The sequence below is a fragment of the Porphyrobacter sp. CACIAM 03H1 genome (genome assembly GCF_002215495.1).
In the GTDB taxonomy this organism is placed as follows: domain Bacteria; phylum Pseudomonadota; class Alphaproteobacteria; order Sphingomonadales; family Sphingomonadaceae; genus Erythrobacter.
On record NZ_CP021378.1, the window covers coordinates 2,263,634 to 2,278,950 of the forward strand.

Sequence of the window (15,317 nt, forward strand, 5' to 3'; positions counted from 1 at the left end):
ATTACCTGCCCCGCCATGACCGGACCTGCGACTTCCCACGATGTGCACATAATCGGCGGCGGCCTCGCCGGAAGCGAGGCGGCCTGGCAGCTCGCGCAGCGCGGGGTGCGGGTGCGACTGTCGGAAATGCGCGGCAGCGGCGACATGACCCCGGCGCACCAGACGGACGGGATTGCCGAACTGGTCTGCTCCAACTCCTTTCGCTCCGACGACGATGCCAAGAACGCCGTCGGCCTGCTTCACCACGAGATGCGGGCGCTCGACAGCCTCGTGATGCGTGCAGGCGAAGTCGCGCGGGTGCCCGCTGGGAGCGCGATGGCGGTCGACCGCGACGTGTTCTCGGCCGAGGTCGAGAAGGCGCTGAGCCAGCACCCCAATGTCACCATCGTCCGCGAACGGGTGGATGCCTTGCCCGAGGCGGGCCTCACAATCGTCGCTACCGGGCCGCTAACCGCCGAGGCGCTGGCGGGGAGTATCGTGCGCGCGACCGGTGCCGAACGGCTCGCATTCTTCGATGCCATCGCCCCCATCGTCCACCGCGATTCCATCGACATGAGCAAGGTCTGGATCCAGTCGCGCTGGAACAAGCGGACCGAGGCCTCGAACGAGGGCGGCGACTACATCAACTGCCCGATGACGAAGGAGCAGTATCTCGCCTTCCACAAGGGGCTGATCGAGGGCGAGAAGACAGAGTTCAAACAGTGGGAAAAGGACACGCCCTATTTCGACGGCTGCATGCCGATCGAGGTCATGGCCGAGCGCGGGGTGGACACGCTGCGCTTCGGGCCGATGAAGGGTGTGGGACTCGACAATCCCTTCGATACGACGCCCGAGTTCCCGCAAGGCCGCTGGCCCTATGCCGTGGTGCAGCTGCGACAGGACAACAAGCTCGGCACGCTGTGGAACATGGTCGGCTTCCAGACCAAGCTGAAATACGCGGCGCAAATAGAGCTGTTCCGCACCATCCCGGGGCTGGAGAACGCCGAGTTTGCCCGGTTGGGCGGCCTTCACCGCAACACGTTCCTCAACTCGCCGCAAGTGCTCGATCGCCAGCTGCGCCTGAAGGCCGCGCCGCATATCCGCTTCGCCGGGCAGGTCACGGGCTGCGAGGGCTATGTCGAAAGCGCGGCGATCGGCCTTGTGGCGGGCATGATGACGGCGGCGGAACTGGCGGGCCGGGCATGGCAGCCTCTGCCCGCGACAACCGCCTTGGGCGCGTTACTCAGCCACATCACCGGTGATGCCGAGGCCGAGACCTTCCAGCCCATGAACATCAATTTCGGCCTGTTCCCACCGCTCCACGAGGTCGGCAAGAAGGCCCGCAAGGAGGCCTACACCACCCGCGCCAAGGCCGATCTCGAACGCTGGATCGGCGAGACCCGCGCGGCGGTACCGGCCTAGCGGCTCAGCACTTGCAGGCGGGCTTCTTCGCCGCGGGCTTGGGAGCCGTGGCAGCGAATTCGCGCGGGGTCAGGCTATCATCGCCGTCCATGTCGGCGCTTTCGAAGCGGTCGACCGTGGCAACCGCCCATTCCTCGAAGGTCAGCAGGTTGTTGCCGTCCTTGTCGAGCTTGCGAAAGCCCTCGGTTCGGCTGGCGAGCATCTCGTTGCGGCTGATCAGCCGGTCACGGTTGCGGTCATAGCGGAAGAAGCGCTGTTCCTCGCGGCTGAGGTCGCTGAGTTCAGGCGGCGCCGGACCTTTGAGACTGCCTGGATCGGCAAGCGGAAGCTGTTCCCGGTCTGTCGGGGGCAGCGCGGCAGCAGGTGGCGGAGCGCCCTGTTCGATCGCCGCACGGCCCTGCCACCAGAACACGCCCACCCCGGCGAGGACCAAGCCACCCAGCACTCCCAGCACGATCTGTCGCAAGGGTCTGCCCCCCCTTTTTGCTACGATCCCGCTCCGTAAATATACGTAATCATGCGCGAAAGATAGCGGCACCGAGCGCTGCCAGCGGCGCGCCCCGGCCGAGCATCAGCGGATGTCCTCCTCCCCGCAGGGCACGGAGTGCGAGCGCCTCGAGCACGGCAAGACCGCGCAGGGCACGCGGAATCCTGCCCACGCCCTCCCCCGGCGCGAGCCCGGCCGCGACCAGCACCGCGCGCTCGGCCGTATCGGAAACGCCCGCGGCGGCATCGGCCAGCGCCCAGCGCCGCCCGGCCAGCCCGAGCCGCGCCGCCACCAAGCCGGAAGCCTCTCCATCGGCAAGTCCGGCAAAGAATGCCCCGCGCCCGGCACCGAAAGCGGCTGCCTCCTCGGGGCCAATCTTCTCGGCGATAACCAGCACTTCCCACGCGTCAACCATTGGCGCGAGCACGCTCTCCCGCCCCTTCCAATGCACCCCGATCGCATCGAGCACGGCATCCCCGCGCGGGCGATGATCCCGTGGCTTTGCAAGGGCCTCGCGCCACCAAGCGAGCCGCATCTGGCCAAGCATCGGCTCGCTGGTGCGGGCCACGATCCGGGCCAGCCTGCGATCAAACTGAAGAGCTATGCTTAACGGCCCGCGAACCTTCGGGCCGGACCAGGCCAGCGCCAGTTCGGCCTCGGGAGGCAGGGGATCGGTCGGATCGGGGGTCACGGTCCTGCGCCTAACCAAGGCTTTGCAGGCTTGGCAAGCAAACTGTCCCGGCCCGGCACGCAAGGGGCGAAAGCCGACCGCTAACGGCCATTAGGAATTCGCTAACCACGAACTTTGGCAATCCGCTTACCAGACCCGATTAAGGCCTCAGGCTGCATCTGGAATGCCTGCGCGATTTGCGCGTGCGGCATCAGGAAGGGGCACCGATCCGATGGGGCGAGAAATGCAGACAGGAATGTCGTTCATGCGCAGACTGCTGCGCGACAAGTCCGCAAACACGCTCGCGATTTCCGCAGCGGCGATGGTTCCGCTCATGGCGATGGTGGGCGGCGGCGTCGACGCCAGTCGTTACTACATGGCGACCGCGCGCATGCAGGCCGCCTGTGACGCTGGCGCGCTCGCCGCACGAAGGGCGATGACCGACGACACCTTCACCACCGCGCATCGCCAGATCGGCCTCAACTTCTTCGACCAGAACTTCAACGAAGGTATTTACGGCGTCTCGGGACGCACGCGCAACTTCACCTCCGATGGCAACGGCGTGGTGTTCGGCAATGCCAGCGCCACCCTCCCCACCACGATCATGGGCGCCTTCGGCTACAACGAGTTCAACGTCACCGTCTCTTGCAGCGCCGAAATCAACATCTCGAACACCGACATCATGTTCGTGCTCGACGTTACGGGCTCGATGTCCGAGTGTCCCGACGGCACCCAGTGCAATTCGGGTTCGGGCTCCAAGATCGTCGCGCTGCGCAGCGCGGTGATGAACTTCTACGATACCGTGCAGGCAGCAACCTCGGCGAGCGCACAGGTGCGTTACGGCGTGGTGCCCTATTCGCAGCAGGTCAATGTCGGCTTCTCGATCCCGCGCGAATACATGGCCGACAGCCACACCTACCAGTCGCGCGTCGCGCGCTACTGGCCGGCCGCCTTCCCCAACAACAATGAAGGCGACACGATCGTCCTGTCGGACGCTGTCGAATTCCTGCCGCGGTCGACTTCGAACTTCAACTCGACGAACACCGATCACTACCGCTTCCGTACCGACGGTTCGGCTGGGACAACGGCGCGCAATGTCTGCACCAATTACCCCAACACCTATACCGTCACTGTCAACGGCCAGACCCAGAGCTGGCAGGTGTTCGCGGCGACCGAATTCGTGCTCAACCAGTGGCCGTGGAACGGCAGCAACAACAACCTTGCCGGTTGCCGCGCCCGGGTCCGCAAGACCCGTCAGCTGACCGCGACCGACGTCACGCCGCAGTTCCGCGAGTGGATCTATTGCCAAGTCACGCCCGGCGTCGCCAATCCCTGCAATGTCAACAATCCGGCGCGCAGCCCCGCCGGCTGGGAGACGGTGAACCTCTCCTCGATCTACAACAACAACACGCTGCAGATCCCGGTAGGCACCAACGGGGCGATGATCACCCAGACCTGGAGCGGCTGCATCGAGGAACCGGTGTGGATGGACACCACCGGTAACTACAGCCCGATTCCGAATGCAGCCCATGACCTCAACATCAACCTGGTGCCGCAGAACGATGCCCAGCGCTGGAAGCCCTCGCTCAACAGTGCAGTCTATGAACGACGCGACGGCAGCGGGAACCGCACCACCTCCTGGGTGACTTCGACCGGCAACCAGGACCGCCCCGGCTGGGTCTGCCCGCGCGCAGCCATGCGGCTCCGGGAAATCGGCACAGGCCAGCCCTTCACCCGCACCGACCTGCAGAACTACGTCAACAGCCTCGCAGCAAGCGGCAACACCTATCACGATATCGGCATGCTCTGGGGCGCACGCTTCATCTCGCCGCGCGGGATGTTCGCCGCCGACAACGCCGAAGCGCCCAACGGCGATGCGATAGCGAGGCACATCGTGTTCATGACGGACGGCCTTCTGGTGACCGGGGTCGAGAACTATTCGACCCAAGGCATCGAATGGTGGGATCGCCGTGTCACCGGCAATGGCGACTCCAACCGTGAAGCGACCCGCCGCGCTGCGCGTCTGCAGGCCATCTGCCGCGCCGCCCAGCAGGAGAACATCACCGTCTGGGTGGTCGCCTTCGGGACAACCCTGACGCAGAATCTCCGTGACTGCGCCTCCCCCGGACGCGCCTTCCAGGCCAACGATTCGGCGACCCTCAATGCGCAATTTCAGGAAATCGCGCAGAAGATCGCCGCGCTGAGGCTCACCTCGTGATGCGCCGCCTGCACCGTATTGGTGACTTCCTAAGGCAGCTGCGCGACGACCGCAGCGGGGTCACCCTCGTCGAGTTCGCCTTTGTCGGACCGGTCCTGATCCTGATGGTCATCGGCCTGTTCGACATCGCGCACACGCAGTACACCAGCTCGGTGTTGCACGGCGCGTTGCAGAAGGCGGGCCGCGATCTCACCCTCGAGAACGCGAACAGCCAGGAGGCGAACATCGACCAGCGCGTTGCCGACCAGGTCCGCTCGCTCATGCCGGCCAGCGCCACGGTCGTGTTCGAAAAGGTGTCGCACTTCGACTTCGCCGATATCGGCGAGCCCGAGGAATTTACCGACCAGAACGACGACGACATCTGCAACAACAACGAACCCTATGTCGACACCAACGACAACGGCCAGTGGGATGCGGATCGCGGCAAGGACGGGATCGGCGGTGCGCGCGACGCCGTGCTCTACACCGCGCGGGTTTCCTATCCGCGGCTGTTCCCGCTCTACGGGATGATCGGCCTGCCGCAGGAGGTCACGCTCGAGGCTTCCACCGTGCTGCGCAACCAGCCTTTCGACGAGCAGAACGACCGCATCACCACGACGAGGAACTGCACATGACCGACACCAAACCGGTCTCACCGCTGGCGAAGGCACGGGCCTTTGCCCGCCACCTCTCCGGGGACCGCTCGGGTCTCGCGATGGTCGAATTCGCCTTCGCCGCGCCGCTGGTGCTCGGCATGGGGATGCTCGGCACCGACACCGCGCTGCTGGTGATCACCCACCTGCAGGTCAGCCAGATCGCGATGCAGGTCGCCGACAACGCCTCGCGCGTCGGCGAGCAGGACGTGCTGACCGCGCGCAAGGTGTTCGAACGCGATATCGCCGAGACCCTCATCGGAGCCGAGAAGCTCGGCGACAACATCAACATCTTCGGCCAGGGGCGGGTGATCATCTCCAGCCTCCAGCGCAACGCGCAGGGCGGGCAGTGGATCGCATGGCAGCGGTGCCGCGGCGCGAAGCGCCATGACTCGACCTATGGCCGCGAGGGGGCCGGCGCGACCGGAACCTCCTTCCCCGGTATGGGTGAGCCGGGTCGCTACATCACCGCCTCGCAAGGAACTGCGGTGATGTTCGTCGAAGTCGCCTACGACTTCACCTCGCCCCTGCCCGTCGAGATCTTCGAGGGCCAGACGATCACCTACACCGCCGCTTTCAACGTGCGCGACAACCGCGACCTCACCCGGCTTTACGCCGGCGGGCCGGTGGCGAGTTGCACCACCTATTCGGCAGCCCGCCCGACCTGATCGCGGCCGGGCGGCCCTGCCGGGCAGGCTCTACCTGTAGCACACCTTGCGCGCCGCCTCGGCGATCCGCGCGGCATCGATCAGCGCAAGCTTTTCGAGGTTGGCGGCATAGGGAAGCGGCACGTCCTCGTTGCAGACCCTCAGGACAGGCGCATCGAGGTGGTCGAAGCCCTCCTCCATGCAGATGCTGATGATCTCGCTGGCGATAGAGCAGGTCGGCCAGCCCTCTTCCGCCACGATCAGGCGGTTGGTCTTGGCGAGGCTCTTCAGCACAGTCTCCTTGTCGAGCGGACGCAGGGTGCGAAGATCGATCACTTCGGCATCGATCCCCTCGCCCGCCAGCGTGTTCGCCGCTTCGAGCGCGAGGCCGACGCCGATCGAATAGCTGACGATGGTGACGTCCTTGCCCTCGCGCACGATCCGCGCCTTGCCGATGGGAAGGACGTAATCATCGACATCCGGAACATCGAAGCTGCGCCCGTATACCAGCTCGTTCTCGAGGAAGACGACCGGATCCTCGGAGCGGATCGCCGCCTTCATCAGCCCCTTCGCATCGGCAGCGTCGTAGGGCGCGATCACGATGAGGCCCGGCACGCTCGCATACCACGGCCCATAGTTCTGCGAGTGCTGCGCCGCCACGCGCGAGGCGGCACCGTTCGGGCCGCGGAACACGATCGGGCAGCGCATCTGGCCGCCCGACATGTAGTTGGTCTTGGCGGCCGAGTTGATGATGTGATCGATCGCCTGCATCGCGAAGTTGAAGGTCATGAACTCCACGATCGGACGCAGGCCGCCCATCGCTGCGCCCGTACCGATGCCGGCAAAGCCGTACTCGGTGATGGGCGTGTCGATCACGCGTTTCGGGCCGAATTCGGCGAGCAGCCCCTGGGTCACCTTGTAGGCGCCCTGATACTCGGCGACTTCCTCGCCCATCACGAAGACGCGGGGATCGCGGCGCATTTCCTCGGCCATCGCGTCGCGCAGCGCCTCACGCACGGTGGTGCTGACGAGGTTGGTGCCGGCGGGAATGGCGGGATCGGCGGCAGGCGCGGCCGCAGCAGGCTTCTCGGCCTTGGGTGCCGGAGCAGGCGCCGGAGCAGGAGCGGGTTCGGCTGCGGGCGCGGGCGCCGGTGCGGGAGCAGCTGCCTCCCCTTCCCCTGCGATCAGCGCGATCACCGCGCCGACCGCCACGTCCTCGGTGCCCGCAGGCACAAGGATCTTCTCCAGCACGCCTTCATCAATGGCTTCGAATTCCATCGTCGCCTTGTCGGTCTCGATCTCGGCAATGATGTCGCCCGGCTCGATCCGGTCGCCTTCCTGCTTCAGCCACTTGGCGAGCGTGCCCTGCTCCATCGTCGGCGAGAGCGCCGGCATCTTCAGTTCGATCCCCATGGCTCAGTACTCCTCCACGAGAACATCGGTGTAGAGTTCACCCGCACCCGGCTCGGGCGAAGTCTCGGCGAAGTCGGCGGCCTCGGCCACCTCGGCGCGGATCGCCTTGTCGATCGCCTTCAATTCGTCCTCGGTCTTGCCGGCTTCGATCAGCACCTTCTTGAGCCCCTCGATCGGGTCGTGATGATCGCGCTGTTCCTGCACTTCCTCGCGGGTGCGGTACTTCGCCGGGTCGGACATCGAATGGCCGCGGTAGCGGTAGGTGTTGCACTCCATCAGCACCGGGCCCTTGCCGGCGCGGACATGGGCGAAGGCGACTTCGGCCGCCGCGCGCACTTCGAGCACGTCCATGCCGTTCACTTCCATCCCCGGAATGCGGAATGCGGTGCCGCGGCGGTAGAAGCGGGTCTCGGCAGACGACCGCTTGGTCGCGGTGCCCATCGCATACTGGTTGTCCTCGACCACAAAGACGATGGGGAGGTTCCACAAGGCCGCCATGTTGAAGGTCTCGTAGACCTGGCCCTGGTTCGCCGCGCCGTCGCCGAAATAGGCGAGGCACAGGCCGCCGTCCTCGTTGTACTGGTGCGCAAGCGCGAGGCCCCCACCCAGCGCCACCTGCGCGCCGACGATGCCGTGGCCGCCGTAGAACTTGTGCTCGGTCGAGAACATGTGCATCGACCCGCCCTTGCCCTTCGAGATCCCGGCCTCGCGGCCGGTCAGTTCGGCCATGATCACCTTGGGGTCGATCCCGTAGGCGAGCATGTGGCCGTGATCGCGGTAGCCGGTGATGACGCTGTCACGCTCGTTGTCGAGTGCCGACTGCAGGCCGATCGCCACCGCCTCCTGGCCGATATAGAGGTGACAGAACCCGCCGATCAGGCCGAGGCCGTAGAGCTGGCCCGCCTTTTCCTCGAACCGCCGGATCAGCAGCATCTGGCGGTAGAATTCGAGCATCTCCGCCTCGCTCGCCTTGTAGCGCTTGTTCGCCTCGAAGGCGTCCTGGAGCGAATGGAGAATGAAATCGGCATCGTCCGCAGGCTTGGCGGACTTCTTAGCAGGCTGTTTGGCCAAGACAGTATCCCTCTCTCTGGCGCGCTCATGGGGAGGAGAAGCGCCGTCCAACTGTTTGCTCTATAGGCAGTGGGACGGGGTTGACGCAACGGCAAGGCGTTGCAGAAAACCGAACGCGCATACGAAATCAGCGCGCCTTGCGCGTTAGGATCGGGTCACTCGTCCTCGAGCGTGAGGACGACCTCGTCCTCGCGCATCACGCCCAGCTGGTCGCGCACCAATTCGCTGGCAAGATCGGGGTCGGCGGCTTCGGGGTCGAGCAGCATCACGCGGTTGCGCAGGCCATCGCGCTTAGCGGTGAGCTCGGCAATCTCGGCCTTGCGCTGTTCGAGCGCGGTCGCGTTCTCGCTCCAGGCGAGCAGGCCCGTCGGCCCGGCCACGGCAAAGCCCGCGAGCAGCAGCAGGCCGCCCAGCGCCGCTACCTTCTTGAGCCTGTTGTCCGTCGCCGGTCTGCGCATGACGCGATTTGTCCCCTTGCCGCTGCCGTCGACAGAATCACACTTGGCCTTTCGCTGCAAGAAGAATGCGCCGCAATGCGCAGGAATCCGGTGGGGAATTGCCCGGTTTCAGTAGGAACGCGGCAGGCCGAGCACGTGTTCGGCAAGGTAGGAGAGGATCAGGTTGGTCGAGATCGGCGCCACGGTATAGAGCCGCGCCTCGCGGAACTTGCGCTCGACGTCGTATTCCTCGGCGAAACCGAAGCCGCCGAAGGTCTGGACGCACATGTCCGCCGCCGCCCAGCTGGCTTCCGAAGCAAGGAGCTTGGCCATGTTGGCCTCCTCCCCCGGATTGCCGCCTTCGTCATAGACCCGCGCCGCATGATGGACCATCAGCTCGGCGGCGCGCATCTGGGCGTAGCAGCGCGCGATCGGGAACTGGACGCCCTGGTTCTGGCCGATGGGGCGCGCGAAGACACTGCGATCCCTGGCATAGCCGGTCGCCTTCTCGATGAACCACTTGGCGTCCCCGATGCACTCGGCCGCGATCAGGATGCGTTCGGCGTTCATGCCGGAGAGGATGTAGCGGAAGCCCTTGCCCTCCTCGCCCACCAGTGCGGAAGCCGGGATCCGCAGATCATCGAAGAACACCTCGCAGGACGAGTGGTTCATCATCGTGCGGATCGGCTTCACCGTCATGCCGTTTCCGAGCGCCTCGCGCATGTCGACAAGGAAGATCGAGAGGCCTTCGGTCTTGCTCGCGGCCGCCTCGCGCGGGGTGGTGCGGGCGAGGAGGAGCATGAGGTCGGAATGTTCGGCGCGGCTGGTCCAGATCTTCTGGCCGTTGATCAGATAATGATCACCGTCACGCACGGCGCGAGTCTTCAGGGAGAGCGTGTCGGTGCCGCTGGTGGGCTCGCTCACCCCGAAGGCCTGCAAGCGCAGCTCCCCGCTGGCGATGCGGGGGAGATAGGCCGCCTTCTGCTCCGGTGAGCCATACCGCAGCAGGGTGTTCATGATGTACATCTGCGCATGGGCGCTGGAACCGTTGCACCCGCTCGCCTGGATCTCCTCCATTATGACGCAGGCCGCCTCGAGGCTGAGGCCACTCCCGCCGTGCTCGACCGGGATCAACGCCGCGAGGAAACCCGCCTGTGTCAGCGCATCGACGAATTCCGCCGGATATTCGCGCACGGCATCCTTGGCGCGCCAGTATTCCCCCGGAAAACCGTCGCACAGCGCGCGCACCGCGCGGCGGATCTCGGCCAGTTCCTCGGGCTCGTGGGCGGACATCGACACGCGTTCTCTCCTCCTGATCGGCGACGGCTTGCCTTCGCCGCGCGCGCAAGTCCACCTCACCAATTTGCGCGCTTTCGCGAAAGACACGGGGTCTGGCAATCCCGTTTCGATCTGCTACCGACTCACCAGAGAGGGAGGCCCCATCCATGCAGATCATCGCCCATGACCCCGCCCGCTTCGCCAACCTGCCGGGCTACGACTTCGCCGAGAACTGGCTGACCATCGACCTCGGCGAGGGCCTGTCGGCCCGGATGCACTACCTCGACGAAGGGCCGAAGGACGCCCCGCCGCTGCTGCTGTTCCACGGCGAGCCGTCGTGGTCTTATCTCTATCGCAAGATGATCCCGCTGCTTGTGGACGCCGGCTTCCGCTGCCTCGCGCCTGACCTCATCGGCTTCGGCAAGAGCGACAAGCCCGACGATCAGGCCTTCTACACCTATGCCCGCCATGCCGGGTGGCTGAAGCAATGGCGCAACGCGGTCGTTCCCGAGGTGGCCGGCTTGTTCTGCCAGGACTGGGGCGGGCTTCTGGGGCTGCGCCTCGTCGGGCAGGAGCCGGAGCGTTTCGCCTTCGTGGTCGCCAGCAACACCTTCCTGCCGACCGGCGGCGGCACGGCGTCGCCGGGATTTCTCGCATGGCGCGAATTCGCCCGCTCCTCGCCGGAGTTCCGCATCGGCGGAATCATGGACCGCGGCTGCCAGACTACCCTCTCGCCCGAGGAAGTCGCCGCCTATGACGCCCCCTTCCCCGACGAGGCCAGCAAGGCGGGCGCGCGCGCCTTTCCGCAGCTGGTGCCGGTCGAGGACGACAAGGACGGGGTCGCCGACAACATCGCGGCATGGGAGGGGCTCGCCGCTTTCGACAAACCCTTCCTGACGCTGTTCGGCGAGGATGACCCGGTGCTGGGCAAGGCGGCGCCGCTGCTCACCGGCCGGATCAGGGGCGCAGCCGGTCAGCCTCACGCAATGCTCCCGAAGTGCGGCCATTTCAGCCAGGAAGACCACCCCGAGGCGCTCTCGCAGGGCGTGATCGCGATGGCGCGGAAGGCAGGCTTCCTGACTTGACCCAAGCCTCCCCTGCCCCCGTCCCCGCCTATCTGACCCGCACGCAGGAGCGGGCGCTCGCGCTCACCATCGCGGTGGTGACGGCGAATGCCTATTACATCCACCCGATCATCGGCGAGGTCGCGCGCGGTTTCGGCGTCGGCGAGGCGGAGATCGGGCTGGTGCCGGCGCTCAACCAACTGGCGCTGGCGTTCGGGATCCTGCTGCTTCTGCCGCTCGGCGATTTCTATCCGAACCGGCGGCTGTGCCTGATCTTCGTCGCGGGCCAGACCCTGTGTCTCGGCGGGATGGTGCTCGCCCCCGGTTTCGTCACGTTCACCGCAGCCTCGACCCTGCTCGGTTTCGTCACCATCGCGCCCTACCTGATCCCCGCCTTCGCCTCGAGGCGGGTCGCGCCTGAGCGGCTGGGGCAGGTCACGGCGCAGCTTACCGCCGCAGTGATCTTCGGGATCCTCGTGGCGCGGGTCGGCGCGGGGATCATCGCCGCGCGCGCCGACTGGCACACGGTCTATGTCTGCGCGCTGGTGCTGATGGTGGCGGTGACCGCATTCCTGCCCTTCGCGATGAAAAGCGAGGCCACCGCCAAGCAGCCCCCGGCAGGCTACGGGGCGCTGATCGCCTCGGTCTTCACCCTCGCTGCAAGACACCCCGACATGCGTCTTTCCGCCGCGATCCAGGGCCTGAACTTCGCGACCTTCACCGCGACCTGGCTGGCGTTGGCGCTACATCTGACAAGCCCTGCGATGGGTTACGGGACCGATGATGTCGGCTATCTCGCCGCGATCGCCGCGGTCAGCGTGTTCAGCACCCCGCGGCTCGGTCGCTGGGCGGACAGGGTCGGCCCGCGCCGCGCAAGGCTCGGGGCGGCGGTGGTTCAGATGACGGGCATCGCGCTGTTCTATCCGCTCGGGCACAGCATTTGGGGGGTGATGGTGCCGCTGCTCCTCACCAACCTCGTCGGGCCGACGATCGACGTGACGGGGCGGATGACGCTCTTCACCCTCGCGCCCGACATCCGCACACGGCTCACCACCAGCTACATCGTCGCGATGTTCATCGGCGGAGCGATCGGCAGCGCGCTCGGCACGGCGGTCTACGATCTGGGCGGATGGGGCGCGACCTGTTCGCTACTGCTGACCATGTCGGCAGGCGTGCTGGTCCTCTCCGCCCATGCCGAGCGCCGCTGGCGCAAATCCCCCGGTGTTCCCAGTGGCTGACACACAAGGTGTAAGGCGTAACTTCTTGTTAAGCCTCTGTCGGTAAACAGGTTCTTGAAAGGCGCTACGGCCAGATACCGAATGACGGGTCAATCGCCTGTCACTCCGGTTGGGCCGAGCGCCTTTTGTCTGTCCGGCAGACGATGGGGTGGATGGTGACCCCGGCGCGATTCGAACGCGCGGCCCTCAGATTAGGAATCTGATGCTCTATCCTGCTGAGCTACGGGGTCCCGAGCGGCTTCATAGCAGCAGGGGCTTTCCGATCAATTCAACTTTTCGGGCGGCGCCACAGGGAAAGGCAGCGGCGCCACCGGCACGCCCTCCTCGATCAGCGCCTTGGCCTCGGCGAGGCTCGCCTGCCCGTGGATCGGGGCCTCGTCGCGCTCGCCATAGTGCATCTTGCGGGTCTCCTCGGCGAACCTGTCGCCGACCCAGGTGGAATTCTTGAGCGCCTCGGCCTGCGCCTTGGCGAGCGCCGCCAGCGCCTTCTGCACCTCTGGCGGCATCGGCGTGTTCGCCATGGGCCGCGGTTCGGACGGGAGCACCTCCTGACGGCTGTTGCCCTTGGCGGGCACGGCAGGGGCCATCGGGGCCTTGCTTACCTCGCCCGAACCGCAAGAGGGGCAAGCGAGCAGGCCGCGGGCGCGCTGGTCCTCGTAATCGGCCGAGGAGCCGAACCACCCTTCGAAACGGTGGCCTTCATGGCAGGCAAGGTCGTAGACGATCATGGCGCGTCAGGATTTGGCGATTTCCCGCCGGTTGGCAAGAGCCGGAACCTGGGCACGCACCTCCCTGATCCGCCCAAGGTCGATGTCGCAGAAACCGAGGCCCGGCGCATCGCCGCCCATGTCGAGCAGCACCTCGCCCCACGGGTCGACGACAAGCGAGTGACCATAGGTCTCGCGCCCGTCCTCGTGGCGACCAACCTGGGCTGCGGCGATGACGAAGGCCTGCGCCTCGATCGCCCGGGCGCGCAGCATCACGTGCCAGTGGGCTGCGCCGGTGGGCCGGGTGAAGGCGGCGGGCACGGCGATGGCATCGCAGCGGCGGTCACCAAGCGCACCGAACAGCGCGGGGAACCTGAGATCGTAGCAGATCGTGAGACCGAGCCGCCCGAGCGGCGTATCCTCGACCGTCACGACCTCGCGCCCCGGTTCGTAGGCGTTGCTTTCGCGCCAGCTCTCACCGCTGGCGAGATCGACGTCGAACATGTGGGTCTTGTCGTAGGTGACAGGCGGGCCGAGATCGGGGTGGAAGTAGTGCGTGCGGTTGGCCCATTTGCCCCCACCCGCCGCCACCGGTATCGAGCCGACCACGATATCGAGATGCTGCTTGGCCGCGATAACAGAGAGGCTCTCGATCACCCTGTCCGGCGCATCGCTCTCGATCCAGGCACGCGCGCGGGCGCGATCACGGTCGAGCAGCAGCGACATCTCGGGGGTGAACAGCATCAGCGCGCCGCGCTTGGCGCAACGTTTTGCGGCATCCTCGATCACCGCCAGATTGGCCTCCGGGTCCACACCCGAGGTCATCTGCAGGACGCCGATGGTGAGCATCAGACGGTCTGCTCCTATCCCGCGAGAAGCGCGTCGAGCTTGCCCTCGCGTTCAAGCGCGGCCAGATCGTCCGACCCGCCCACATGGGTATCGCCAATGAAAATCTGCGGCACCGTCATCGCGTTCGGGGCGCGGGCGAGCATTTCCTCGCGCTTCGGCCCGCCCATCGTGATGTCGTATTCGTTGAAGACGGCACCCTTCTCGGTCAGCAGGCGCTTGGCGCGCACGCAGAAGGGACAGGCGAACTTGGTGTAGATGTCGATCTGGGGGGCGGCCATTTGCACCTCTTGAAAGCTCTCGTCGGAAAACCAGATAGGGCCTGTCGCCGCGTTTCGCCAGTCTCGGGAAACGGTCACGGCGGCAAGGCGGGTGCTGCATCCGGCAGGCCCGCGCCCGAACCAAATTGCTCCAGAGGAGGATTTGCCAATGTCGCGTTTCGATTTCACCCCCTATCGCCGCTCCACCGTGGGCTTCGATCGCCTGTTCGACCTGCTCGAGAACCAGGCGCGCCTCAATGCCGGCGACAACTACCCCCCCTTCAACATCTCGCGCCGCGGCGAGGACAATTACCGCATCACCCTCGCGGTTGCTGGCTTCCGCCCGCAGGACATCGACATCACCGCGCAGCAGAACCTGCTCGTCGTGCAGGGCCGCAAGCGCGAGGAGGCCGAGGACGGATCGGAGCTGATCCACGTCGGCATCGCCAACCGTGGCTTCGAACGCCGCTTCGAACTGGCCGACTTCGTGCGGGTGGAGCGCGCGGACCTCGCTGACGGACTGCTGATCATCGATCTCGTGCGCGAGGTTCCCGATGCGATGAAGCCGCGCAAGATCGCCATCGGCGGCGCGGCAACCCTGACGGCGGTGCCGTCTCCCGACGACAGCGACGCGGCCAGCGCCGCCTGACCTCCGGCCCGCAAGCCGGCACGAATCAAAAGGGGGCGGATCTTGCGATCCGCCCCCGCGACTTTCGTCGCCCTGTCCGGTCCTGTCCGTCCGGGTCGCAGAAGACGGACAACACCAAACAAGCTCGTTACTGGAACACCCCCGAAAGGACCGCTCCGGACTGCTGCCATGAAGCACGGCGGCACGGATAAGTCCTAGCGGCCGGTTTCCTGAAAAACCGTGACCAACGGCCAGCGGTCTAATGCGGAATCGCAACAAGACGCAAGGGCAATCTGCACAGGTTGTAAGGATACGACACA

At 66.0% G+C, this 15,317-nt stretch carries 16 protein-coding genes and 1 tRNA gene; 7 read left to right on the forward strand and 10 right to left on the reverse strand.

Annotation, left to right across the window (positions count from 1 at the left end):
• The first annotated feature begins 15 nt into the window (after positions 1-15).
• Entirely contained in the window at positions 16-1,401 is a 1,386-nt protein-coding gene (trmFO, locus tag CBR61_RS10825; protein WP_088914369.1) for a methylenetetrahydrofolate--tRNA-(uracil(54)-C(5))-methyltransferase (FADH(2)-oxidizing) TrmFO, read from the forward strand.
• Between the two features lie 4 nt (positions 1,402-1,405).
• Here the strand turns inward: trmFO and CBR61_RS10830 are convergent, their stop codons facing one another.
• Both CBR61_RS10830 and CBR61_RS16845 read right to left on the reverse strand, forming a co-directional pair.
• On the reverse strand, positions 1,406-1,867 hold the full coding sequence (locus tag CBR61_RS10830; protein WP_172835950.1) for a hypothetical protein: 462 nt from the start codon (positions 1,865-1,867) through the stop codon (positions 1,406-1,408).
• Between the two features lie 49 nt (positions 1,868-1,916).
• Positions 1,917-2,579, reverse strand: a complete 663-nt coding sequence (locus CBR61_RS16845; RefSeq protein ID WP_157696566.1) for a squalene/phytoene synthase family protein — start codon at positions 2,577-2,579, stop codon at positions 1,917-1,919.
• A gap of 244 nt (positions 2,580-2,823) precedes the next feature.
• On the opposite strand from CBR61_RS16845, the gene CBR61_RS10840 reads away from it, so the two are divergent.
• From CBR61_RS10840 to CBR61_RS10850, 3 genes are read left to right on the forward strand one after another with little or no spacing between them, the layout of a single operon-like run.
• On the forward strand, positions 2,824-4,776 hold the full coding sequence (locus CBR61_RS10840) for a pilus assembly protein TadG-related protein (protein WP_157696567.1): 1,953 nt from the start codon (positions 2,824-2,826) through the stop codon (positions 4,774-4,776).
• The gene (locus CBR61_RS10845) at positions 4,776-5,390 is read left to right on the forward strand and encodes a TadE/TadG family type IV pilus assembly protein (RefSeq protein ID WP_088914373.1); all 615 of its coding nucleotides are present in this window, start codon (positions 4,776-4,778) and stop codon (positions 5,388-5,390) included. Before CBR61_RS10840 ends, CBR61_RS10845 begins: the two co-directional genes overlap by 1 nt.
• Positions 5,387-6,076 carry a TadE/TadG family type IV pilus assembly protein gene (locus tag CBR61_RS10850; RefSeq protein WP_088914374.1) on the forward strand — a complete coding sequence of 230 codons (690 nt, stop codon included), beginning with the start codon at positions 5,387-5,389 and terminating at the stop codon, positions 6,074-6,076. The genes CBR61_RS10845 and CBR61_RS10850 overlap by 4 nt, the downstream gene beginning before the upstream one ends.
• A gap of 30 nt (positions 6,077-6,106) precedes the next feature.
• Here the strand turns inward: CBR61_RS10850 and CBR61_RS10855 are convergent, their stop codons facing one another.
• The 4 genes from CBR61_RS10855 to CBR61_RS10870 all read right to left on the reverse strand — a co-directional run bounded on the left by CBR61_RS10855 (position 6,107) and on the right by CBR61_RS10870 (position 10,269).
• Positions 6,107-7,468 carry a pyruvate dehydrogenase complex E1 component subunit beta gene (locus CBR61_RS10855; protein ID WP_088914375.1) on the reverse strand — a complete coding sequence of 454 codons (1,362 nt, stop codon included), beginning with the start codon at positions 7,466-7,468 and terminating at the stop codon, positions 6,107-6,109.
• 3 nt (positions 7,469-7,471) lie between these two features.
• Positions 7,472-8,539, reverse strand: coding sequence for a pyruvate dehydrogenase (acetyl-transferring) E1 component subunit alpha (gene pdhA / locus CBR61_RS10860; protein ID WP_088914376.1), 1,068 nt, complete (start codon positions 8,537-8,539; stop codon positions 7,472-7,474).
• A gap of 155 nt (positions 8,540-8,694) precedes the next feature.
• Positions 8,695-8,997, reverse strand: a complete 303-nt coding sequence (locus tag CBR61_RS10865) for an FtsB family cell division protein (protein WP_088914377.1) — start codon at positions 8,995-8,997, stop codon at positions 8,695-8,697.
• 108 nt (positions 8,998-9,105) lie between these two features.
• Complete coding sequence (locus CBR61_RS10870) at positions 9,106-10,269, reverse strand: acyl-CoA dehydrogenase family protein (RefSeq protein WP_088914378.1); 1,164 nt, start codon at positions 10,267-10,269, stop codon at positions 9,106-9,108.
• Between the two features lie 152 nt (positions 10,270-10,421).
• Here CBR61_RS10870 and CBR61_RS10875 point away from each other — a divergent pair, with 152 nt between their 5' ends.
• Both CBR61_RS10875 and CBR61_RS10880 read left to right on the forward strand, forming a co-directional pair.
• Positions 10,422-11,339 (forward strand): haloalkane dehalogenase, encoded by a 918-nt coding sequence (locus CBR61_RS10875; protein WP_088914379.1) that lies wholly within the window; start codon positions 10,422-10,424, stop codon positions 11,337-11,339.
• The gene (locus CBR61_RS10880; RefSeq protein WP_088914380.1) at positions 11,336-12,556 is read left to right on the forward strand and encodes an MFS transporter; all 1,221 of its coding nucleotides are present in this window, start codon (positions 11,336-11,338) and stop codon (positions 12,554-12,556) included. Before CBR61_RS10875 ends, CBR61_RS10880 begins: the two co-directional genes overlap by 4 nt.
• Positions 12,557-12,709: 153 nt before the next feature.
• On the opposite strand, the gene CBR61_RS10885 is transcribed toward CBR61_RS10880, so the two are convergent.
• The 4 genes from CBR61_RS10885 to grxC form a co-directional block, all read right to left on the reverse strand.
• Positions 12,710-12,786 (reverse strand) — tRNA-Arg (locus tag CBR61_RS10885).
• A 33-nt stretch (positions 12,787-12,819) separates the two neighbouring features.
• On the reverse strand, positions 12,820-13,284 hold the full coding sequence (locus CBR61_RS10890) for a DUF1178 family protein (RefSeq protein ID WP_088914381.1): 465 nt from the start codon (positions 13,282-13,284) through the stop codon (positions 12,820-12,822).
• Between the two features lie 6 nt (positions 13,285-13,290).
• Complete coding sequence (locus CBR61_RS10895) at positions 13,291-14,112, reverse strand: carbon-nitrogen hydrolase family protein (protein WP_088914382.1); 822 nt, start codon at positions 14,110-14,112, stop codon at positions 13,291-13,293.
• A 14-nt stretch (positions 14,113-14,126) separates the two neighbouring features.
• Entirely contained in the window at positions 14,127-14,390 is a 264-nt protein-coding gene (grxC, locus tag CBR61_RS10900; protein WP_088914383.1) for a glutaredoxin 3, read from the reverse strand.
• Between the two features lie 148 nt (positions 14,391-14,538).
• Between grxC and CBR61_RS10905 the strand changes: the two genes are divergently transcribed.
• On the forward strand, positions 14,539-15,018 hold the full coding sequence (locus CBR61_RS10905; RefSeq protein WP_088914384.1) for an Hsp20 family protein: 480 nt from the start codon (positions 14,539-14,541) through the stop codon (positions 15,016-15,018).
• The last annotated feature ends 299 nt before the right edge of the window (positions 15,019-15,317 follow it).